Below are 23,029 nucleotides of genomic sequence, written 5' to 3'. Positions count from 1 at the left end.
GACCTTGCGGTACCAGACCTGGTTGCCGTGATCCTGCAGCAGGATGTGCCCCTTCACCGGCGTGCCGAAGCGCGCGATGTCCTTGAACTTGCTCTTGGCGATCGCGTCCTTCAGCTTCGGCGAGTTGAGCTCGTACTCGAGCACTTTCTTGCCGTTCAGCCAGTGCTCGACGTGATTGCCGTGCGCGCGCACTTCGCTGACGTTCCATTCCCCGGCCGGCTTGATCGGGCGATCCGCCGCCGGGAACACGTCGTAGAGCGCGGCGGTCTGGCGGTGCGGACCGATCTTGGCGTCGGCGTGGCGCTCGTCGTCGATGATCTGGTACTCGTGGCCGATCGCGGCCGGCTGATCCTCGAGCACGAAGTACTTGACGCCGCTGTTGGCGCCGGGGGCGGCCTTCCATTCCCAGCGCAGATCGAAGTTGTCGTAGGTGTCGACGGTGATGATGTCGCGGGCGCCGCGCGTGTCCTTGCCGTCGTCCGCCGGCAGGGTCAGCATCCCGTTCTCGACCTTCCAGCGGGTCTCGCTGGCGTTTTCCTTCTTGTAACCCCGCCAGCCGGCGAGGGACTTGCCATCGAACAACGGCGTCCAGGCGCCTGAGGCGGTCTTCGTGCCGTTGGCGGTCGGAGTTTTTGCGCCCGCGGCGGGCCCTTGCGCGGCGAGCGGCGCCAGGGCGGTCACGGCGGCGAGGGAAGCGGCGAGGAGCGTGAACTTGGTGGACATGTGGTAAGACTTTACCGTTAAAGTAATAGCGATGCAAAGGAGTGGTGTCATGCGCTGGGCTTGTGTCGCGATGCTCGCCGTAACCGCCGCGGTCGGCGTGAAATCCGCCGGAGGCGTCGAGGTGAAGGTGAACGAGGCCGCGCGGCGGGTCGACGTCGCCATCGACGGGCAGCCCTTCACCTCATACATATGGCCCGAGACGCTGAAGAAGCCGGTGCTGTATCCGCTGCGCACCGCCAGGGGCACGGTGGTCACGCGCGGGTTCCCGCTCGACCCGCGCAAGGGTGAGCGGGTCGATCATCCCCACCACGTCGGTCTGTGGTTCAATCACGGCGACGTCAACAATCTCGACTTCTGGAACAACTCCGACGCGATCAAGCCCGAAGACGCGCCGAAGATGGGCACGATCCTCCACCGCAAGGTGCTCGACGCCAGGAGCGGCCCGGCCGAAGGCGTGCTGGTCGTCGAGACGGCCTGGATGGCGCCGGGCAACAGGCAGCTGCTCAAGGAAGTCACCCGCTTCGTCTTCCGCGGCGGCGGCGACGCGCGCACCATCGATCGCACCACGACGCTGACCGCGCTCGGCGAGAAGGTGGTCTTCGAGGACAGCAAGGAAGGGGTGTTCGGCATGCGCGTCCGCCGCGAGCTCGAACAGCCCGCCGAGAAGCCCGAAGTCTTCACCGACGCGCAGGGGCGCGCCACGCCGGTTGCGGTGCTCGACAACACCGGGGTGACCGGCAAGTACGTGAGCAGCGAAGGCAAGGAAGGGGACGCGGTCTGGAGCACGCGCGCCAAGTGGACGCTGCTCGGCGGCGTGGTGAACGGCGAGGACGTCACCATCGCGATGCTCGATCATCCGTCCAACCCGGGGTACCCGACGCACTGGCACGCGCGCGGCTACGGGCTGTATGCGGCGAACCCGCTCGGCGACAAGCAGTTCAACGAGCCGAACGCCTTCAATTACACGCTCGAGGCCGGCAAGTCGGTCACGTTCAAGTACCGCGTGCTGATCCTCAACGCGCCGCCGTCGAAGGATCGGATCGAGCGCGAGTCCCGCGTGTTCGCCCAGGGATCTTGAGCACCGCCGCCGAGCACGAGGAGAAGCTCGCGCGCGTCGTCCGCGTCGTCGAAGCCGCGGGCGCCGGCGGCGTGCTGCTCGCCGCGCATCACAACATCGCGTGGCTGACCGGCGGGCGCGGCAACCGCATCGACGCGAGCCGCGAGGCGGGGACGCAGCGCCTGCTGGTCACGCACGACGGACGCCGCTACGTGCTCGCCAACGCGATCGAAATGCCGCGGCTGCGCGCCGAGGCCCTCGCCGGCCTCGACTACGAGCCGGTGGAGTATCCCTGGGCGGACGATCAGGATCCGGCGCACGCGGTCGGCGTCGCGCGCGATCTCGTCGGCGAGGGGCGCACGCTTGCCGCCGACTGGCCGCTGCCCGGCACGACCGTGATCGAGAGCGACCTGGCGCGGGCGCGGCACCTGCTGACCGACGCGGAGGTCGATCGCTACCGCCTGCTCGGGCGCGATGCCGGCGCCGCCCTGGCGAGCGTCTGCCGCACGCTCGAACCGGGCGACGACGAACGCGACATTCAGCGCGCGGTCGCCGACGCGGCGGGCGCCATCCGCGCGCGGGCGATCGTCGCGCTGGTCGGATCCGACGAACGGCTTCGGCGCTTTCGCCACCCCGTGCCGACCGCGACCCGCTGGGAGCACGTCGTCATGCTCGCGCTGTGCGCCGAACGCGACGGCCTCGTCGTCTCGCTGTCGCGCATCGTCGCGTCGAGGCCGCCGGCGGACCTCGCGGAGCGGACCCGCGCGACGGCTACCGTGTTCGGACGGCTCCTCGAAGCGACGCGGCCGGGCGCCACCGGCGCCGCGCTGTACGGGATCGCGCGCGATGCCTACGCGGCGGTGGGCTTCCCCAGCGAGGAGCTGAAGCATCACCAGGGAGGGGCGATCGGCTACCGCGCCCGCGAGTGGACCGCGCACCCGAAGTCCGCGGAGGTGGTGCAGGCGCGGCAGGCGTTTGCCTGGAATCCGACCATCGCCGGCACCAAGGTCGAAGACACCGCGCTCCTCGTGGAGGGCACGCTGCAGATGATCACCGCCAGTCCGGACTGGCCGGCAATCGAGCTGGGCGGCAACATCCGCGCCTCGGACGTATGGCTGATCTGAACGGCGTCTACGCCGTGCCGCCGCTCCCCCGCCGGCGCGACGAGCGGCGCACCATCGATTTCGGCGCCGCGGAACTGATCGCGCGGCACATCGAGGCCGGCGGCATCACCCGGTTCCTGTACGGCGGCAACGCGTTCCTCTATCACGTCTCGCTCGACGAGTTCGCCGCGCTGATCGACTGGCTCGCAGGCTTCCCGCGCCGGCGCTGGCCGATCCCGAGCATCGGCCCGTCGTTCGGACGCGCCATCGACCAGGCGCGGCTGCTGCGCAAGCACAGCTTCCCCGCCGTGATGATGCTGCCCTGCGCCGACCCGCGCGACGCGCGCGGGCTCGAAGAGGGGATGCGCGAGATCGTCCACGCCGCGGGAACGCCGCTGATCCTGTATTTGAAGAGCGAAGATGCCTTCGGCGGCGATCGGGACGAAGGGCTCGACGCGATCGGCAGGCTGCTCGACGACGGGACCGCGATCTCGATCAAGTACGCAGTGGTTCGCCCCGATCCGAACGACGATCCGTATCTCGACGGCCTGCTGACGCGTGTCGACCGCCGCCGCGTGATCAGCGGCATGGGAGAACGCCCCGCCCTCGAGCATCTGCGCGACTACAGACTCGGCGGGCTGACCACCGGTTCGGGGTGTCTCGCGCCGCGCGCCTGCCAGACGCTGTTCGACGCCGCGGCCGCGGGCGACTGGGCGCGCGCCGCGGAATGCCGCGGCGCGTTCATGCCGCTCGAGGATCTGCGCGACCTGTGGGGCCCGGCGCGGGTTCTGCATCACGCCGTCGAGCTCGCCGGCATCGCGTCTACCGGCCCGATACCTCCCTACGTGTCCGCGCTCGCGGGCGAGCAGCTGCAGCAGCTCGCCCCCGTGGCGCGCGCGCTGCTCGAACGCGATGCGGCGGCGGTCGGCAAGGCTCCCGCACCCAAGTGAAGACACCATCCGATCTGCGCAGCCACCGCTGGTTCGGCCGCGACGACCTTCGATCGTTCGGCCACCGCTCCCGCGCCAAGCAGGCGGGGTTCAGCGAACAGGATCTCGCCGGCAAGCCGGTCATCGCCATCCTCAATACCTGGAGCGACGCGAACCCCTGTCACACGCACCTCAGGCTCCGCGCCGACGACGTGAAGCGCGGCGTCTGGCAGGCGGGCGGGTTTCCGATGGAGATTCCGCTGCTGACGCTCGGCGAGACGTTCATGAAGCCGAGCACCATGCTCTATCGCAACCTGCTCGCGATGGACGCGGAGGAAGCGATCCGCTCCTACCCGGTGGACGGCGTGATCATGCTGGGCGGCTGCGACAAGACGGTCCCCGCCCTGATGATGGGCGCGACCAGCGCCAACCTCCCCGCGATCTTCGTCCCCGCCGGCCCGATGCTGCGCGGCAACTGGCGCGGCCAGATTCTCGGCTCCGGCAGCGACGTGTGGAAGTACTGGGCCGAGCGCCGCGCCGGCGCGCTCGACGAATGCGCCTGGCGCGAGATCGAAGACGGGATCGCGCGATCGTTCGGCACCTGCATGACGATGGGAACCGCGTCGACCATGGCGGCGACCGTCGATGCGCTGGGAATGACGCTGCCGGGCGCGTCGTCGATTCCCGCGGCCGACTCGTCGCACCCGCGCATGGCGGCCGCCGCCGGCAGGCGGATCGTCGAGATGGTCTGGGAGGATCTGAAGCCGCGCGACATCATGACCACCGCGGCGTTCGAGAACGCGGTCACGGCGGCGATGGCGCTCGGCGGATCCACCAACGCGATCATCCATCTGGTGGCGATGGCGGGACGCGCCGGCGCGGCGCTGGATCTCGATCGATTCGACGCGCTGTCGCGGCGCACGCCGTTCATCGCCAACATCCGGCCGTCCGGACAGTTCCTGATGGAGGATCTGTATTACGCCGGCGGCCTGCGCGCGGTTCTCGATCGGCTCCGCGATCTGCTGCACCTCGACTGCGTCACCGTCTCCGGCCGGCCGCTCGGCGTCGAGCTGGACGGGGCGCTGGTCTGCAACGAAGCGGTGATCGCTCCGCGCGATCGTCCGATCGGCCCGGAAGGCGGCGTGGCGGTGCTGCGCGGCAACCTGGCGCCGGACGGCGCGGTGATCAAGCACACCGCCGCGGAGCGGCGGCTGCTGCGCCACGCCGGCCCCGCCGTGGTCTTCGCCGACTACAACGATCTCGACCGGCGGATCGACGACCCGTCGCTTCCGGTCACCGCCGATTCCGTGCTGGTGCTGCAGAACGCGGGCCCGCTGGGCGGCCCCGGGATGCCCGAATGGGGGATGCTGCCGATCCCCAAGAAGCTGCTCGCGCAGGGGGTGCGCGACATGGTGCGCATCTCGGACGCGCGCATGAGCGGCACCGCCTACGGCGCGTGCGTGCTGCACGTCGCGCCGGAGTCGTTCGCCGGCGGACCGCTGGCGTTCGTCCGCGACGGCGACGTCATCGAGCTCGACGTGCCGGCGCGGCGCTTGTCGCTGCGTGTCGGCGACGAGGAGCTGGCGGCGCGGCGCGCCGGCTGGAAGCGCCGTGAGGTCGCCTACCCGCGCGGCTACGGCCATCTCTACGCGCGCCACGTGACACAGGCGAACAAGGGGTGCGACTTCGATTTCCTCGAAGGCACCGCGCCGATCGCCGATCCCGAGATTCACTGACGCGGCGGTGCTACCATGCGCCGAACGGAGGCGTATGGACTGCACGCGTCGCATTTTTCTCAGCACCGCTTCGGGCCTCGTCCTCGCCGCCCGGCCGCTGGCGGCCCAGGCCTCGAACCCGGCCATCCAGGGCGCCAACAACCGGATCCGCATCGGGATCGTCGGCACCGGCGGCCGCGCCCGCGGGTTGATGAACCAGCTGAAGCGCCTGTCCGGCGCCGAGATCGTCGCGGTCTGCGACGTCTACGAGCCGCGCCTGCTCCAGGCGGCGGAGATCGCCGGCGCCGGCGCCGTCAAGCACACCGACTACCGCCGCCTGCTGGACGACCGCCAGATCGACGCCGTGCTGATCGGCGCTCCCGACCACTGGCACAAGCAGATGACCATCGACGCCGTCGCCGCCGGCAAGGACGTTTACGTCGAGAAGCCGATCTCGCACAGCATCGCCGAAGGCGTCGAGATGGTGAAGGCGGTGGAAGCGTCGAAGCAGATCGTGCAGACCGGCACGCAGCAGCGAAGCTGGGATCACTTCATCCTCGGCAGGCAGTTGATCGACTCCGGCCGTCTCGGGCAGATCACGTTCGTGCAGACCTACTGGTATCAGCATTCGCGCGCCGGCACCTACGCGCCGGTGACGATGGACAAGCTCGATTGGAAGGCGTGGCTCGGCTCGGCGGCGGATCGCCCCTTCGAGCCGGCGCGCTTCTACCAGTGGCGCCACTTCTGGGACTACGGCGGCGGCTGCATCACCGATCTGATGACCCACTGGATCGACGTCGTCCACTGGTACATGGACGTCGACGCGCCATCATCTGCGGTCGCCACCGGACGCAACTACAACATCAAGCTGTGGGAGGCGCCCGACACGGTCAACGCGACGCTCGAGTTCCCGAAGAACTTCATGGCCGCATACCTCGGCACCTACGTCAGCCGGGTGGACGATGGCGGGCTGGAGTTCCGCGGCGAGCTCGGCACGCTGAAGATCGATCGGGCGCGGCTCGCCTTCTACCGTGACGACGCCGCGTACGCGCCGGGCACCCACGCGCCGGAGCCGGAGATCTACATCCGTTCGAGCGGCGATGGATCGATCGCGCACCTGCAGAACTGGCTCGACTGCATCCGGAGCCGCAAGACGCCGAACGCGCCGATTCGCGCCGGCCACGCCGCGGCGCGGACCTCGCACATCACCAACGCGGCAATGCGCAGCGGGAAGCCGGCGCGCTGGAACGCTGCGACGGGGCAGATCACCGACCTTCGCTGAAACGGCCGACGGCAAGCGCGCCGGCACAACGAACACGAAGGCCACACAGGTCATGAAGACCTGGAGTGTTTCTTTGTGATCTTCGCGATCCTGGTGGCCGTTGTGCCGGAGCGTCAGACGTCTCAGTCGCCGCCGCGGCCACGCCCGCGGCCCTGGCGCACCGGCGGCTTGTAGTCGACCAGCGTGTCGGCGGCATAGTGCGCCGCCCAGGCGATGCCGCGCAGGATCATGCCCTCGATCTGCGGGTTCTTGAAGTTCGCGTAGGTGTGCCCCTGCATCCACACGAACGCGCGCGACGGCTGCCCGCCGAACATCGTCCGCTCGTAGGTCCAGATCTGCGGCACCACTTCACCGCCGTCGGGCATCGGCGCGGTGGCAAGGACCTTCACCTCCGGCGACTTCGCCCAGGTGATCTTGAAGAACGCTTCGTCCTCGATCTGGAAGTCGGAGATCCCTTTCATGATCGGCGACGCCTTGTCGACGATCGTGTACTTGATCGTGCCGGCCGAGAAGTTGCGCTCGCCGTGCTTCTTCGAGCCGCCGACCACCGTCGAGTAGTACGCCGGATCGTCGCCGCAGAGCGTGTCGTGGAAGCTGACCAGACCGCCGCCGCGCTTCATGTAGTCTTCCAGCACCTGGCGTTCCGAGGCGGTCATGTAGCCGGCGTCTCCCTTGTACATCACCATCACGTCGACGTTGGCGAGCTCCTGCGCGGTGGGAAAGTGGAACGAGCCGTCGACGATCGCGCCCTTGTCGGTCAGCAGCTTGCTCCAGTCGGCGATGAACTGCGGATAGTCGTGCTGCCCTTCGCCGTGCGACTTCAGCCCGGCGCGGATGTAGACGTGAATGGGACGAGTGTCGCCCGCCCGCACGGCGGCATCCGCCGAGGGAACCGCCGGTTGTTGTTGCGCGGCCGCGCCGACACTGACAGCGGCAGCCAGCATCGCGATCCAGATCCTTCGAGCCATCATCCCTCTCCCTTTCCGTCGTCCGTCTTTCCGTCGTGGTCAGTATCCCTTCGGCCGGATCCAGAAGCTCTCCTCCCAGAATCCGCCGGGCTCGATCGACTGCAGGTCCTTGTACAAGCCGCGTTGTGCCAGGTTCATCGAATTCGAGATGCCGGCCATCGGTTCCAGCGCGACACTCCCCGGCGCGCCCGAATAGACGACGACGGTCTTGTACCTCGGCCCGAGGACGACGTCGACCTGCTGGGCCTTGCCCTTGAGGCTCATGGTCGCGCGTCCCTGCGCGTCGCGCTCGAGATCGCTGAAGACGTCGTCCAGCGGCGCGGCCTTCACCGCAACGTTCTTCGGGTCCGCCATCAGCCGGCCGATCGGCTCCGTCTCGCCGGTCGGAATCTTCCGCTGATCGAGCAGCCAGTGCGTCTTCGCCGCCACCGACAGCGTCCATTCTTCACGGGGCGAGTCGGTCAGCTGGAAATAGGGATGAAAGCCGATCGCCACGGGCATCGGCTCGGCGCTGAGGTTGTCGATCCGGGTGCGCACCTCCAGCGCCCCTTCCTGCAGCCGGTAGGTCATCGTCAGCGTGTGCGCGAACGGAAACTGCTTCATGTACTGCGGCACGCGGAAGAATTCCAGCTTCGAGGTGATCCACGCCGAGCGCGCGTCCGCCTTCACCTCCACGACCTTCCACGCGGTGGCGCTGGTCAGAAAGCCGTGGATCGGGATGGCGCCGCGGCCGGTGTTCCCCAGTCCCGGATCGAAGGTGTATTTCTGGCCGTTGGCGTAGAACGCCTGCTCGTCGAGACGATTGGCATACGGCCAGAGCAGCGGCACGCCGTTCAATCCCATGCGCGGGCGGATGTCGTCGATCGAGGTCCACGTGCGGCGGATGACGTCTTCCCCCTTCACCGTCATCTGATAGGCGTTGCTCGCCGAGGTCAGGATCCTCACCACGACGTCGGCGCGCGTGTCGCGCAGTTCGACGATGTCGCCGGTCTGCGCGGCGCGGTAGCGCGCCTGCGCGGCCGCGGTCTGCGGCATCGCGATCGTCAGCCAGACGGCAGCAGCGGCAAGAACGGCCGGCACACGCATCATCGTCACCTCAGTGGCCGCCGCGCCCGCGCCCGCGGCCGGCCGCCTCGAGTTCCTGATCCGTCCACGGCCTGGTCCGCCCTTTCGAGAGCGCGCGGATCTCCATCACGTTCAGCGGATCCACGGGCGGCGCCGTGTGCCCCCAGGCACGGCGGACATAGGTCAGGGCCGCGGCGATGTCTTCATCGGTCATCGCCGGTCCCAGCGGCGGCATCAACCCGATCGAGCCTTCCTTGCCCCCGACCATGATCCGGATCGTCGCCGCAGGGTCGGCCGCGTTCACGTACGCCGACTCGACGAGATTCGCGCCCAGCTTGTCCTTGCCGCGTCCGTCTTCCTGGTGGCAGCCGAGGCACACATTCTTGTAGATCTCCGCGCCGGCGGTGAACCGTTTTTGCTGCTCCGCGTTCAGCGGCGCGGCAGCGACCATCGGCGCGGGCCGCCCCGGCCAATCGAGCTTCGCAGATACGCTGGCCGCCAGCGACCCGATCGTGCCCGAGGCGCCTGCCAGTTTCGTCAACGCGGCCGGCTCGGCGGGCAGCGCGATGCCCCGCCCCGGCGTCACCACGATCCGTCCGCCCGGGGCGCTCAATCCGGGCAGGCCGCGGCCGCCGCGGCCGCCCGCGGCGCGCGACGGCAGCGCCGCGTCGACGCCGCGCAGGAGCGCGATTCGTGCCCATTCCGGACGCGCCGCGTCGGCGGCGGCGTCGATCAACCGCTGCACGGCAGGCACGTCGCCGCTCTTCGTCACCGCCGCGGCGAGCATCGACACCGCTTCGCCCGGCGCGGGGGCCGGCGCCGGTTTCGACTGCATCACCCTCGTCAGCACGTCCCCCTCGATCCCCTTCAGACTGCTGACCGCGGCGTCGACGACGATCGGATCGGAGCCGTACCGCGTGAGGATCGCCACGGCGGGATCGACGCGATCCGCAGCCGGCATCTCGCCGATCGAGGCGGCCAGCTGCCGGCGAACGTTCCAGTGCCTGTCGTCCGCGAGCGCCAGCGCCGCGGCGCGCATCGCAGGATCGCGTTCCAGCCAGCGCTCCGACAACCGCACCGCCGCGGCGCGCACGTCGCCGTTCGCGTCTGCCATCGCTTTCCGCACCGATGCCGGCTCGATCGCGTCCAGGCCGTCGAGCGTCCACAACGCGTGCAGCCGGGTCCGCCAGTCCGGCGCGCTCGCCGCCAGCGCCGTCAGCGCGGGCGCCGCGCTCGTCTCTCCGCGCTCGACGAGCAGCCGCTGCGCGGTATCGCGCCACCAGCCGTTCGGGTTGGCGAGCGCCTCGACGAGCTGCGCGGGCGCCGCCTTCGACAGCGCCGGCCGGGCCGGCCGAGGGGCCGCACGGTTGCCGTAGACGACGCGCCAGATGCGCCCCTTGCCGACGGGCATCAGCATGTCGTTGGTCCTGATGTAGTCGGTCAGGTACTCGCTCCACAACCCGCCGGCCTGCACGACGCCGCGATACATGTCGACCACGTACAGGCAGCCGTCGGGACCGTCGGCCAGCGCCACCGGGCGGAAGCGTTCGTCGGACGACGCGAGGAATTCGCCGCGTGCGTAGCCGTTCGTCGCCTCGAGCCGCCCGCCGCCGGCGTCGTTGATCACCATGCGGTGCACCAGGTTGGTCGGCGAGTCCGGAATGAACGCGTTGCCGCGCAGCTCCCGCGGATAGACGTCGCCGCGATAGATGACCGGACCGCTGGCGCCCTGGATCACGATCGACGAGCCGTCGGGCCGGAAGAAGGGATCGCGATAGCCGCGGTTCACCCCGCGCGTGTCGCGCACGGGATAGATGGTCGCGTCGGCCTGTTCGATCAACAGCTCGTAGAGACCGCGGGTCCGAACCAGGTTCGGATTGCGCAGGTAATAGCGGGACGGCGTGTAGTCGACGAACAGCGGGGAGTCGTTGACGTTGCGGTAGATGCGTCCGGCGTCGTCCTGCGAGATCAACCACTGGCCGCGGCTCAGCGCCGGCAGCGGCTCGAACCTGCCCTTCCGCCAGCGCACGTCCCACACGTGTTCGGACGAATACATCACGTTGTCGATCGCCCAGAACAGGCTGTTGGCGTTGTGCTCGATGTTGCCGTTCGGGTTGCCGAAGGTGTTGACGACGAGATCCTTGACGTCCGCTTTCAGGTCGCCGTCGGTGTCCTTCATGAACCACAGGTTCGGCGGCTCGCCCACGAGCACGCCGCGATCGAGCACCTTGAGCGCGCGGGCCTGCCGCAGCCTGTCGGCGAAGATCGTCTTCCGGTCCATCCGGCCGTCGTTGTCCGTGTCCTCCAGGACGCTGACGCGGTTGAGCGGCTCGGTCGAGTCGCGACCCGAGCTGTCGGGAAGGAACGTCAGCATCTCGACGACCCAGAGGCGGCCGTCGGCATCGAAGTCGATCAGGATCGGCGAATCGACCATCGGCTCGGCGGCGACGAGCTCGACGCGGAATCCCGGCGGCATCGAGAACGTCTTCATCTCGTCTTCGGGCGACAGCGGGATCGACTTCGCCATCTGCTTCCAGGGCGGCGGCCAGATGTTGCCGGGCACGGTCGCGGTGCCCTGCTGCCCGGTGATGCCGGTTGCGACCGTGAGGATCCCGGCCGTGAGCGCGACGAGGAAGACGCGGGTGCGATGCATGGTCCGTGAGAACGGGACGGAGCGCCGGCTACTTTCCGCTGACCGGCACCAGCCGGATCACCATGCCGGGGGTGGAGGCTGCCAGGCTGAGGCCGGTGCCGGCACCCGTGGGATTCTGCAGCAGCAGGTACATCAGCCCGTCCGGTCCGGTCGTGACGGAACGGACGCGGCCGAACTGCTGGAACACGGCTTCCTGGTGCACGACCTCCCGGCCGCGAATCTCGAGCCGCCGCAGCTGCTGTCCGGCCAGCGCGGCGACGAACAGATCGTTCTTCCAGCCGGGATACTTCGAGCCCGTGTAGAACACCATCCCGCTCGGCGCGATGGTGGGCGTGTAGTAGACGATCGGCGGCTCCATGCCGGGGCGGCTGCGCTCGGTGATGCCGCTCTGCACACCCATCGTCACCACGCCCCAGCCGTAGTTCTTCCCCTTCTCGATGATGTTAATCTCGTCGCCGCCGTTGGGTCCGTGCTCCGATTCCCACAGCAGTCCCGACGGATCCCACGCGAGTCCCTGCGGATTGCGGTGGCCGTACGACCAGATCGACGGGACGGCGTTCGGCGTGTTCACGAACGGGTTGTCCTTCGGGATCGATCCGTCATCGTTGACGCGGTGGATCTTGCCGAGCGGCTTCGAGAGATCCTGCGCGTTGGCCATGTCGCCGCGCTCGCCGAGCGAGTAGAAGACGTGGCCGGCCTTGTCGAACAGGAAGCGGGCGCCGTAGTGCGATCCGCTCGGCGTGTAGAGCTCGGCGGGAGCGCGATAGAGCACGTGTTCGTCGACCCAGCGGTTGTTCCTGTCGATCTTCCCGCGCACGAAGACCGTCATCGACGGCGGGCTCGGGGGTCCGCCGCGGCCGCGGCCGCGGGCCGCGGGGTCGGCGGAGGGATCCGGCGGCGGCGCCGGCGCGGGCGGCGGCGCGACATACCCGGGAACGACTTCCGTGTAGGCGAGGTAGATCCACCCGTTGCGCGCATACTGCGGGTGAACGGCGACGTCGAGCATGCCGGCATCCTGCCGTTCCCAGACCTTCGGCGTGCCTTGCACCGGGTCCGGCCGCAGCTTCCCTTTCTCGATGATGCGCAGCCGCCCTGGACGCTCGGTGACGAGCAGGCGTCCGTCGGGCAGGAACGCCAGTGCCCACGGCGTTTCGAGCCCGGGCGTGACCACTTCGATCCGGAACGTCTGCTTCTCGGACTTGATGATCTGATTGTCGGGGTCGGGAACGAAGACCGGCTTGTCCTTGAGATTGGCAGCGGGCTGCGCGGCAGGTGGTTGGGGCGCGGACGGCTGCTGCGGAGCAGCCGCCACGCCGATCGCACAGAAGAGCGCGCTGACCGTTACGAGCCTCGCTGTCACCATCCTCTTGCGCGCCCCTTCTCTTCTCAGAACGAGAACCGCACCCGCAGCTGAACCGTGCGCAGCGGCTGTGCGCCGGTGTCGTGTTGCGAGCATTGTAAACAACTGCGTTGACGGCCGTTGCAGGCCTCGAGCCGGAATTGCGCCGAATCGGGACAGCCGACCATGCAGCTGCGTCCGGATTCGAGGCCGAGGCTGTCCGGCAGCGGGCCGCATGCGAAAACGAGCGTTCAGCCGAAGATCTTGCCCGGGTTGAGGAGCCCGCGGGGATCGAGCGTCTGCTTGATCTGCCGCATCAGATCGAGGCTGGCGTCACCCAGCTGCTGGCGCAGCCATGCCTTCTTCGCCAGGCCGACGCCGTGCTCGCCCGTAATCGTGCCGCCGAGCGCCAGCGTCCGCGTCACGATCGCGTCGAGCGCACGGTGCACCCGCGCCATTTCGTCGCTGTCGCGCTCGTCGGCCAGGAAGGTCGGATGCAGATTGCCGTCCCCCATGTGGCCGAAGGTGCCAATCTGCAGGCGGTGCGCGGCGGCGGTCTCGGCGATGAAGCCGACCATCGCGGCCAGCGCGCTGCGCGGCACGGTGACGTCTTCCAGGATCGTCGTCGGACGGCGGCGCGCCAGCGCCGAAAAGGCGTTGCGCCGCGCCGCGGCGAGCTGCAGCGCCTCCGCCTCGTCGCGCGCGCGGCGGACCTCGCGCGCGCCGTGCGACCGCGCCAGCGCCTCCATCTGGCGCGCTTCGTCGGCCACCGCCGCCGGATGGCCGTCCGTCTCCATCAGCAGCACCGCGTCGCAGTCGGTCGGCAGGCCGATACCCGCGTACTCCTCCACGCAGACCGCCGTCATCCGATCGAGGAACTCGAGGGTGCACGGAATGATCCGCGCCGTGACGATCGCCGACACCGTATCCGCCGCGTCTTCGATCCGGTCGTAGAGCGCCAGCATCGTCTGCCGCGCCGCGGGCCTGGGCACCAGCTTCAACAGCACCTCGGTGATGATGCCCAGCGTCCCTTCCGATCCGACGAACAGGTCCTTCAGCGAATACCCGGCCACGTCCTTCACGCACTGGTTGCCGAATCGCACCACGCGCGCGTCCGGCAGGACGACTTCCAGGCCCATGACGTAGTCGCGCGTGACGCCGTACTTCAGGCCGCGAAGGCCGCCGGAATTCTCCGCCACGTTGCCGCCGATGGTGCTGATCCGCATCGAGCCCGGGTCGGGCGGATAGAACAGCCCGTGGCGCGCCGCCGCTTCGTCGATCTTCTGGGTCACCAGTCCCGGCTGGGCGCGGACCGTCAGGTTCGCCGCGTCCAGATCGAGCAGCGCGTTCATCTGCACGAGACACAGCACCAGGCTCCCCGGCACCGGAACGCTGCCGCCGCTCAAGCCGGTGCCCGATCCGCGCGTGACGATCGGGATGCCGGCCTCCCCGGCGAGCCGCACGCAGGCGGCCACCTGCGCGGTCGTGTGCGGGAACACGACGGCCTCCGGCCGCTGCTTCAGCGCGGCGGTGCCGTCGAAGCTGTAGGGCACGAGGTCTTCGGGGCGCATCAGCACCGAGTCGTCGCCGACGATCGATGCGAGCGCGCCGAGGGCGGAAGCGGGCAGAGACAGATCAGTGATTCCGGTAGCCGATGACGCGTTGACGCTGTTCGCCGAGGCCCTGGACGCCGAGACGCACGTCGTTCCCTTCGCGCAGGTAGACCGGCGGCTTCATCCCGTGGCCGACGCCTGGCGGCGTGCCGGTGGAAATGATGTCGCCGGGACGCAGGCTCATGAACCCGCTCAGATAGCTCACGAGATAGCGCACGTCGAACACCATCGTGCGGGTGTTGCCGCTCTGGCGGCGGCGGCCATCGACGTCGAGCCACAAGTCGAGGTTCTGACAATCGGCGATCTCGTCCGGAGTGACCAGCCACGGGCCGACCGGTCCGAAGGTGTCGGCGCTCTTGCCTTTCACCCACTGGCCCGTGCCTTCGAGCTGGAAGGCGCGCTCCGAGACGTCGTGCACCACGCAGAACCCGGCGACGTGCGCCATCGCATCCCGCGGGTCCACGTACTTCGCCGGCCTGCCGATGACGACGCCCAGCTCGACTTCCCAGTCGGTCTTCTGCGATCCCTTCGGGATCTCGAGGTCGTCGTTCGGGCCGACGATCGAGGAGGTCGCCTTCATGAAGATGATCGGCTCCGCGGGCACGGCCATGTTGGACTCGGCGGCGTGATCGGAGTAATTGAGCCCGACGCAGATGAACTTGCCGACGCCGGCGACGCACGGGCCGATCCGCGGCGCGCCGGCGACCGCCGGCAGCGACTCGGGATCGAGCGAGGCGAGCCGCGCGATGGATTCCGGCAGCAGCGCGGCACCCGAGAGATCCGGCACCTGCCCGGAGAGATCGCGGATCGTGCCGCGGCCGTCGAGCAGCCCCGGCTTCTCGGCGCCGGCGGGACCGTAGCGAAGCAGTTTCACGCCGCCTGGCTCGCGTTCAGCAGGTCGAACGGCCGCCGCTGATGTCGAACACGGCGCCGGTCGAGATCGAATTCCCGTCGGAGACCAGCCACGCCGCCAGGCACCGGGTCAGTGAGACTCACGTGGGATTCCGTGTCCGCGGCAGCCGCGGAGAAAGTCGAGATCGGCGCCCTTGTCCGCCTGCTGGACGTGCCGCACGTACATGTGAACGTACCCGCTTGGCGGAGGCGCCGGCGGCGGCTGCCAGGCCGCCCGCCGCCGCGCCAGCTCCTCATCGCTCACGTCGAGGTGCAGCCGCCGCGCCGCCACGTCGAGCTCGATGTAATCCCCTTCGCGCACCAGCGCGAGCGGTCCGCCGACGGCCGCTTCGGGGCAGATGTGCAGGACGACGGTGCCGTACGCCGTACCGCTCATGCGCGCGTCCGAAATGCGCACCATGTCGGTGATCCCCTGTTTCAGGAGCGCCGGCGGCAGCCCCATGTTGCCCACTTCCGCCATCCCCGGGTAGCCCACCGGCCCGCTGTTCCTCAGGACGAGCACCGACGACGGGTCGGCGCCGAGCGCCGGATCGTTGATCCGCGCCTTGTAGTCCTCGATGTCGTCGAACACGATCGCGCGGCCGCGATGCTGCATCAGGTGCGCCGACGCCGCCGACGGCTTCAGCACCGCGCCGTCGGGCGCGAGGTTGCCGCGCAGGACCGCGACGCCGCCGCTCTCGGCGAGCGGCCGATCGATCGGCCTGATGACCTCGGCGTTCCAGCGCGACGCGTCGTGACAGTTCTCCCACAGGGTGCGGCCGTTCACCGTCATCGCGTCGCGATGGATCAAGCCGCGCTCGCCGAGCGTTCGAATCACCGCGGGCAGGCCGCCGGCGTAGTGGAAGTCCTCCATCAGGAAGCGCCCGGACGGCTTGAGATCGACCAGCGTCGGCACGTCGCGGCCGAGACGATCCCAGTCGTCGAGGCAGAGCGGCACGCCGACGCGGCCGGCCATCGCCAGCAGGTGAATCACCGCGTTCGTGGAGCCGCCCAGCGCGCCGTTGACCCGGATCGCGTTCTCGAACGCCGGCCGGGTGAGGATGTGCGACAGCCGGACGTCCTGCTCGATCAGCGCGACGATGCGGCGGCCGGCGAGGTGCGCCAGCGCATGACGGCGCGCATCGACGGCCGGCAGCGTGGCATTGAACGGCAGCCCGAGCCCGAGCGCCTCGACCATCGATGCCATCGTCGACGCCGTGCCCATCACCATGCAGTGGCCGGCGGAGCGTGACATGCACGCCTCCGCGTCCATGAACTGCTCGGCGGTCATGATGCCGGCCTTGACGTCCTCGCTGAACTTCCACACGTCGGTGCCGGATCCGATGTCCTGCCCGCAGTACTTGCCGTTGAGCATCGGCCCGCCGGAGACGACCAGCGCCGGCACGTCGCAGCTCGCCGCCCCCATGACGAGCGACGGCGTCGTCTTGTCGCAGCCGCACAGGAGCACGACGCCGTCGATCGGATTCGCGCGGATCGACTCCTCGACGTCCATGCTGACCAGATTGCGGTAGAGCATCGCCGTCGGCCGCATGTTCGACTCGCCGGTCGACATGACGGGGAACTCGAGCGGCAGCCCGCCCGATTCCCACACCCCGCGCTTCACGTGCTCGGCGATGGCGCGCAGGTGGGCGTTGCAGGGGGTCAGCTCCGACCAGGTGTTGCAGATGCCGACGACGGGACGCCCGTCGAAGACGTCCGCGGGCAGCCCCTGGTTGCGCATCCAGCTGCGGTGGATGAAGCCGTCCTTGTCGTGCTTGCCGAACCAGGCGGCCGATCGGTAGGTGCGCGTGCTCACGGCTGTGGCCTGCCCGCCGCCTCGGATCCGCGAGCGTTCGAGGCCGTCTCGGGAAACCTGATGAGGGACGCTCCGGGAACGCGGGTGAAGAGCGCCTTGTCGCGCAGCACCATCTCGAGGCTGGTGCGCGCCAGCCGCGAATGCTCGCGCGCCAGCGCCTCGGCGCGCGTCGCTTCACGGTGCGCGATGGCGTCGACGATGGCGCGGTGGTGCATCTGCGAGATGGTGACGACCTCCTGCCCTTCCTTCTTCTGTGCGTGCCCGAGGATGAACGCGTTGGGCGAGGCGAACGGCAGCGCGGCGGCGCGCGACACCGCGCGGCGGACCATCGGGCTCCTGGCGAGGTCGAGCAGCAGATCGTGGAACCGCTCGTTGAGCGCGATGTACTGCGCCAGCGAGTCGGTGCCCGAGGCCCAGCGCTCGAGCAGCCGATCGGTGCGCTCCAGACACTCGCGCGCCGGCGCGAGCTCGTCCGGACTCTTCAGCCGCTCGGCGGCCAGCCGCGCCGCCGTCCCTTCGAGCATGCCGCGGATCTCGATGCCGTCGTGGATGTCCTGGACGGTGAACTCCGCGGCGACGAAGCCGCCGGTCGGCCGGCTGGCGAGCAGCCCCTCCTGCTCGAGACGGTCGAGCACCAGCCGCAGCGGCGTGCGCGACACCTTGAGACGGGCCGCCAGCGGGATCTCGCGAAGCCGCTCGCCGGAGCGGAACTCGCCGCGCAGCAGCAGCTCGCGCATCTGCAGCAGCGCGGACAGCGTCTGCGACTCGAGACGTTGGGTCTGCGGTTCCACGAGCGTTCGCTACTCCGGCGCGAAGCCTAACACGCCGCTCGCTCTGCATGCAATCGCCGACGACGCGGCGGGCGCTGCGGAGAATTCGTGCACATTTTGGTGGAGCGCGCGACCCGGCGCGTGTGCATCTGCATGCATTGCTCCCCTCGACAGCGATATACTCGCCGCGCCATGACCCCACCGCCGTCCCGGGTACGTCACGGCGTCACCGCGTTCGCCGTGGCGCTCGCCGTCATCACCTATGTGGATCGCGTCGCGATCTCGGTCGCCGCGCCGTTCATCAGCACCGATCTCGCGCTGTCGAAGACGCAGATGGCGTGGGCGCTCGCCGCCTTCGGGTGGGCCTACGCCGTCTTCGAGATTCCGGGCGGCTGGCTCGGCGACAAGATCGGCCCGCGCCGGGTGCTGCTGCGCATCGTCCTGTGGTGGTCCGCCTTCACGGCCGCCACGAGCTTCGCCTGGAACGCCGCATCGCTGATCGCCACCCGCGCGCTGTTCGGCGCCGGCGAGGCGGGGGCGTTCCCCAATCTCACCCGCGTGCTCACGACCTGGCTGCCGGTGCGCGAGCGCGAGCGCGCGCAGGCGACGGTCTGGCTGGCGACGCGGGTCAGCGGCGCGTTCACGCCGCTTCTCGTCGCCACGCTGATCGGGTTGCTCGGCTGGCGGCGCACGTTCGAGATCCTCGGCCTCCTCGGGGCGATCTGGGCGGTGTTCTTCTATCTCTGGTACCGCGACGCGCCGAGCGAGCACCCGGGCGTCAACGCGGCGGAGCTCGCGCTGTTGCCGCCGCCGTCAGAGACCGCCATCGCGCACAGCGGCGTGCCGTGGCGGCTGATCTTCTCGACGCCGGCGGTGTGGCTGCTGTCGATCCAGTACATGTGCCTGGCCTACGGCTGGTGGTTCTACATCAACTGGCTGCCGACCTACCTGCGGGAATCGCGCGGCACCACGCTCAGGATGGGCGCGCTGCTCGCCGGCTTGCCGCTGCTGCTCGGAGGCCTCGGCTGTATCGTCTCGGCGGGCGTGATCCCGAGGCTGGCGCGGTCGCTCGGCAGCGTCGCGGCGGCGCGCCGCGCCGTCGCCATCACCGGGTTCGTCGGCGCGTCCGCCTGCATCTTCATCTTCACCGGCATCGAGGATCCGCGGCGCGCGATGATCGTGCTCGGCTTCGCGGGGTTCTTCAACGACTTCGTGATGCCGGCGGCATGGGCCGGCACGATGGACATCGGCGGCCGCTACGCCGGCACCGTCGCCGGCGCGATGAACATGATGGGCAGCATCGCCGGCGCGTCGTCGGTGCTCGTGGTGGGGTATCTGCTGGCGTGGACCGGCAACTGGACGATCACGTTCTACGTCTCGGCGGCGATCTACCTGATCGGCGCTTTCTGCTGGCTGTTCCTCGACTCGCATACCCCGCTGCGGCAGGCGCCGGTGCACGCGCGCCAGGCGGCCTAGATCGGCACACGGAGGAGACGCTCGCGTGAATCAGACGTCAGTACTCGACAGGTTCCGGCTCGACGGCAAGGTGGCCCTCATCACCGGTGGAGGCCAGGGTCTCGGCAAGACGATGGCGACGGCGCTCGCGCAGGTCGGCGCGGATGTCGTCCTCGCCGGCCGGACGCTCGCACGCTGCGACGACACCGCGAACGCCATCTCGCAGACGACCGGCCGGCGGTGCATGGGCGTCCAGGCCGACGTGACCGTTGCCGCCGACGTGGAGCGGATGTTCGCGAAGGTGGAGGCGGAGTTCGGCGGCATCGACATCCTGATCAACAACGCCGGCAACAACATCCGCGGCTCCGTCGAACAGCTCACCGAGAACGACTGGGATTCGGTCCTCGACACCAACCTGAAGGGCACGTTCCTGTGCTCGCGGCTGGCCGGGCCGAAGATGGTGCGCCGCGGGTGGGGACGCGTGATCAATCTCGGGTCGATCCTCTCGGTGATCGCGCTGCCCGGCCGCGCCCCCTACGCGTCGGCGAAGGCCGGCGTGCTCAACCTCTCTCGCGTCCTGGCCCTCGAGTGGGCGGGGAGCGGCGTGACGGTGAACGCGATCTGCCCGGGACCGTTCGGCACGGAGATGAACCGGGCGCTGCTCGACGATCCGGTGAAGTACCAGGAGTTCGTCAGACAGATTCCGATGGGACGCTGGGGAGAGCTCGACGAACTCGAGGGGGCGGTGGTCTTCCTCGCCTCGCCCGCGTCGTCATTCGTCACCGGCAGCGCGTTGTTCGTCGACGGCGGCTGGACGGCGCGATAAGCGACAGACGCCACTGGCTCTGGCAGCCGCGCTCGGCTCGAAACGTGTGGACCACCCGGGCCCCCGCGAGCTGGTGCCGCGACGTGGTCCGATGCAAATGCGTGGTCACGTCCGCTCGCGCCTGTACGCTTCGGCGAGCAGCGATACCGGATGCACGACCTCGATCGGTGCGCTGACCTGGCTCAGCCCGCGCGCGATCTGCAGGTGGCAACCGGGGTTCGCGGCGGCGACGATGGCGGCGCCGGTGCCGCGGATGTTGGCGACCTTGCGCTGCAGCAGCGCGTCGGCCTGCGCCGGCTGCGTGATGGCGTAGATGCCGGCGCTGCCGCAGCACCACGACGACTCCGGCAGCTCGGTGAGCGTCACACCGGGCAGGAGCCGCAGCAGCTCCCGCGGCTGGCGGGACACCTTCTGGCCGTGCGCGAGGTGACAGGAGTCGTGATACGTGATCGCCGTCTCGCGGTCGAACGGCGCCCGCGACGGCGTGCGGCAGCCGATTTCGATCAGCCACTCCTGTACATCGCGGAGCTTTCGATCCCAGGCGCGCGCCCGGCCGGCGTACTCGGCGTCGTCCGCGAGAAGCGCGCCGTAATGCCGCAGGTGCGATCCGCAGCCGCCGGCGTTGCTGAGGATGGCGTCGTAGCGATCGGGCGGAATCAGGTCGATCAGCCGCCGGGCGAGCGTCCGCGCCAGCTCCGGCTCGCCGTTGTGCGCGTGCAGGGATCCGCAGCAGGACTGCCCGCGCGGCGTCTCGACTTCGTAGCCGTTCGCCAGCGCCACGTCGACGGTGTCGCGGTTGATCGCCGGAAAGACGAGGTCCTGGATGCAGCCGGTGAGCACGGCGACCCGGCCGCGCGCCGCGCCGCGCGGCGCTTCGCGCGGCGCAATCAGCCGATCGGAGAACCGCCGGGCGATCGCCGGCGCCTGCGGCTCGAGACGGCGGAGATCCGGCGGCAGCAGCCGCGTCAGCTCGAGCCGCCGCGCCAGCCGCTCGAGTCCCGTCCGTTGATAGACCCGCAGCGCGCGGCCGGCCAGCCGCAGCGCACCCGGCCGCATGAAGAGAAAGTGCAGCGTCAGGCCGCGCCAGAACCGCCGCCGCGGGCCCGCGTCGACGCCGCTCCGGCGGATGTCACTGCGCGCCGTTTCGAACAGCACGCCGTACTGCACGCCCGCGGGACACGCCGTCTGGCAGGCGAGACATCCGAGGCAGTAGCTCATCTCCTCGGCGAACACCCGATTGACCTCGAGGTCGCCGTCGGCGATCGCCCGCATCAGGGCGATCCGTCCGCGCGGACTGTGGCGCTCGCGCCCGGTCGCGTCGTAGGTCGGACACGCCGGCAGGCACATGCCGCAGCGCATGCACTGCTGGAGCAGCGCGTAATCGATGGTCTTCAACGCGTCTGCATGCGATATCACAGAAATCGCTGTACCTGCTGCCACACGGTCAGCCCCGCGAGCACCCCGAAGAACGCGATCGACCACACGAGCACGGCGATGCGGACGCCGCGGATCCGGATCGGCGCCGGCAGGTGCCGGCGGTTCAGCAGGATCAGCAGGCCGGAATAGAGGAACATCATCGTCCCGCCGACGCAGGCCGAGATGACGAGCAGGACGAGCGGCTGCGCGAGGCCGCTCAGCAGGATGACGCAGCCGATCGCCACCAGCCCCCACACCAGCCAGAAATAGATCTGGCTCTCGCTGACCGTGGACGTGCGCAGGTAGGTGGACTTGAGCACGTCCGCCGCGAGCCGGCTGGTGTAGTCGGTGATCCCCATCGCGGACGTGAACAGCGAGAACGCGCCGGTCGCCCAGAACAGGAGGCCGAACCACGGCCCGACGACCTCCTGCAGCCGCCGTCCTTCGATCTGCAGGAACATGACGGTGGTCGGCAGCCCCTTCTCGCCGAACAGCATCGAGTGCGCGAGCATCGACGTCAGCGTGATCGTCAGGATGCTGACCAGCGCGAAGGTCGCCGCCTGTTCGATGTTGGCGAAGCGCCACCAGCGCGACCAGCGCGCCATGTTGGCGGCCGTGGGCTCGAAGCGGTACGAGACGACGGCGGCGGCACTCACCTGTTCCTCGCCGGTGAGCGGGCTGACGAGCCGCGGCACGTATTGCCCCATGCCGAAGCCCTTGTCGCGGATCCAGTTGCTCTGGCAGAGATTCTGTCCGCCGCCGGCGCCGGCAAACGCCACGGATCCGAGGAGCAGCGCGAAGCCCAGCTCGGACGGGATCGTGCCGACGCTCGCCAGCCCGGCCGGCAGCGCGCGCCAGGTGTCGGCGGTCACCGCGAAGACGAGCGCCAGCGCGATCAGCGTCAGCACCATCGCGACCTTCAGGAAGTTCAGCCGCTCCAGCGCGAGGTAGACCACCGGCGCCAGCGTCAGGCCGACGCCGATCACCAGCAGCACGCCGACGGCGATGTAGGCCGGGTTGCCGCCGAACAGAAAGGTGGCGAGCGTCGCCGAGCTGAGCGCCCAGCCGGGCCAGAGGTTCGCGAAGTAGACCATCAGCGCGAACACCAGGCCCCAGTGCTTCCAGAACCGGTTGAAGCCGATGAGCGCGGTCTCTCCCGTCGCCAGGGTGTAGCGCTCGATCTCCATGTTGAGGAAGAGCTGGGTCAGAATCCCGAGCACCGCCGCCCACAGGAAGACGAGTCCGGCCTGCGAGGCGATGTACGGCCAGAGGATGAACTCGCCCGAGGAGACGCCGACGCCGGCGGCGATCACCCCGGGCCCGACGATGCGCCAGATGTTGCGCGGCGGCTCGGGGAGGTCGCGAAGCAACGGGGCGTTCGCGACCTCGGTTCCCGAGTGCTGCAAGG

The 23,029-nt window shown here is 69.4% G+C and carries 18 protein-coding genes; 7 read left to right on the top strand and 11 right to left on the bottom strand.

Annotated elements, in window-relative coordinates; genetic code table 11:
- Positions 1–723: DUF1080 domain-containing protein (locus tag VFK57_08385; protein ID HET7695709.1), on the bottom strand; the 723-nt coding region annotated here is incomplete at its 3' end.
- Between the two features lie 49 nt (positions 724–772).
- Here VFK57_08385 and VFK57_08380 point away from each other — a divergent pair.
- The 5 genes from VFK57_08380 to VFK57_08360 are packed head-to-tail and all read left to right on the top strand — an operon-like array spanning position 773 to position 6,809.
- Positions 773–1,801 (top strand): PmoA family protein, encoded by a 1,029-nt coding sequence (locus tag VFK57_08380; protein HET7695708.1) that lies wholly within the window; start codon positions 773–775, stop codon positions 1,799–1,801.
- Positions 1,798–2,904: a M24 family metallopeptidase gene (locus VFK57_08375; protein HET7695707.1), complete on the top strand. Its 1,107-nt coding sequence runs from the start codon at positions 1,798–1,800 to the stop codon at positions 2,902–2,904. The genes VFK57_08380 and VFK57_08375 overlap by 4 nt, the downstream gene beginning before the upstream one ends.
- Positions 2,892–3,833: a hypothetical protein gene (locus VFK57_08370; GenBank protein HET7695706.1), complete on the top strand. Its 942-nt coding sequence runs from the start codon at positions 2,892–2,894 to the stop codon at positions 3,831–3,833. Before VFK57_08375 ends, VFK57_08370 begins: the two co-directional genes overlap by 13 nt.
- Complete coding sequence (araD, locus tag VFK57_08365; protein ID HET7695705.1) at positions 3,830–5,548, top strand: L-arabinonate dehydratase; 1,719 nt, start codon at positions 3,830–3,832, stop codon at positions 5,546–5,548. Before VFK57_08370 ends, araD begins: the two co-directional genes overlap by 4 nt.
- 34 nt (positions 5,549–5,582) lie before the next feature.
- Positions 5,583–6,809 carry a Gfo/Idh/MocA family oxidoreductase gene (locus VFK57_08360; GenBank protein ID HET7695704.1) on the top strand — a complete coding sequence of 409 codons (1,227 nt, stop codon included), beginning with the start codon at positions 5,583–5,585 and terminating at the stop codon, positions 6,807–6,809.
- Between the two features lie 122 nt (positions 6,810–6,931).
- Here the strand turns inward: VFK57_08360 and VFK57_08355 are convergent, their stop codons facing one another.
- From VFK57_08355 to VFK57_08320, 8 genes are all read right to left on the bottom strand, one after another.
- Entirely contained in the window at positions 6,932–7,777 is an 846-nt protein-coding gene (locus VFK57_08355) for a ThuA domain-containing protein (protein ID HET7695703.1), read from the bottom strand.
- Between the two features lie 39 nt (positions 7,778–7,816).
- Positions 7,817–8,863, bottom strand: a complete 1,047-nt coding sequence (locus tag VFK57_08350; GenBank protein HET7695702.1) for an aldose 1-epimerase — start codon at positions 8,861–8,863, stop codon at positions 7,817–7,819.
- A 10-nt stretch (positions 8,864–8,873) separates the two neighbouring features.
- A complete protein-coding gene (locus VFK57_08345; GenBank protein ID HET7695701.1) occupies positions 8,874–11,495 on the bottom strand; it encodes a c-type cytochrome in 2,622 nt (873 codons plus the stop codon).
- A gap of 28 nt (positions 11,496–11,523) precedes the next feature.
- Positions 11,524–12,855 (bottom strand): PQQ-dependent sugar dehydrogenase, encoded by a 1,332-nt coding sequence (locus tag VFK57_08340; protein ID HET7695700.1) that lies wholly within the window; start codon positions 12,853–12,855, stop codon positions 11,524–11,526.
- A gap of 230 nt (positions 12,856–13,085) precedes the next feature.
- Positions 13,086–14,405, bottom strand: a complete 1,320-nt coding sequence (locus VFK57_08335) for an FAD-linked oxidase C-terminal domain-containing protein (GenBank protein HET7695699.1) — start codon at positions 14,403–14,405, stop codon at positions 13,086–13,088.
- 64 nt (positions 14,406–14,469) lie between these two features.
- On the bottom strand, positions 14,470–15,321 hold the full coding sequence (locus VFK57_08330; protein HET7695698.1) for a fumarylacetoacetate hydrolase family protein: 852 nt from the start codon (positions 15,319–15,321) through the stop codon (positions 14,470–14,472).
- 108 nt (positions 15,322–15,429) lie between these two features.
- Positions 15,430–17,154 (bottom strand): IlvD/Edd family dehydratase, encoded by a 1,725-nt coding sequence (locus VFK57_08325; protein ID HET7695697.1) that lies wholly within the window; start codon positions 17,152–17,154, stop codon positions 15,430–15,432.
- Positions 17,151–17,945, bottom strand: a complete 795-nt coding sequence (locus VFK57_08320; protein HET7695696.1) for a GntR family transcriptional regulator — start codon at positions 17,943–17,945, stop codon at positions 17,151–17,153. The genes VFK57_08325 and VFK57_08320 overlap by 4 nt, the downstream gene beginning before the upstream one ends.
- Before the next feature lie 171 nt (positions 17,946–18,116).
- Here VFK57_08320 and VFK57_08315 point away from each other — a divergent pair, with 171 nt between their 5' ends.
- Positions 18,117–19,400: an MFS transporter gene (locus VFK57_08315; protein ID HET7695695.1), complete on the top strand. Its 1,284-nt coding sequence runs from the start codon at positions 18,117–18,119 to the stop codon at positions 19,398–19,400.
- Between the two features lie 25 nt (positions 19,401–19,425).
- The gene (locus VFK57_08310; GenBank protein ID HET7695694.1) at positions 19,426–20,205 is read left to right on the top strand and encodes an SDR family oxidoreductase; all 780 of its coding nucleotides are present in this window, start codon (positions 19,426–19,428) and stop codon (positions 20,203–20,205) included.
- Between the two features lie 105 nt (positions 20,206–20,310).
- On the opposite strand, the gene VFK57_08305 is transcribed toward VFK57_08310, so the two are convergent.
- The gene (locus VFK57_08305; GenBank protein ID HET7695693.1) at positions 20,311–21,621 is read right to left on the bottom strand and encodes a (Fe-S)-binding protein; all 1,311 of its coding nucleotides are present in this window, start codon (positions 21,619–21,621) and stop codon (positions 20,311–20,313) included.
- Entirely contained in the window at positions 21,618–22,991 is a 1,374-nt protein-coding gene (locus VFK57_08300) for an Nramp family divalent metal transporter (GenBank protein HET7695692.1), read from the bottom strand. Before VFK57_08300 ends, VFK57_08305 begins: the two co-directional genes overlap by 4 nt.
- Positions 22,992–23,029 lie beyond the last annotated feature (38 nt).

Source organism: Vicinamibacterales bacterium, assembly GCA_035699745.1.
GTDB lineage: Bacteria > Acidobacteriota > Vicinamibacteria > Vicinamibacterales > 2-12-FULL-66-21 > JAICSD01.
The sequence above is the reverse complement of the archived record's forward strand: the minus strand, read 5'-3'. Positions and strand labels throughout refer to the sequence as shown.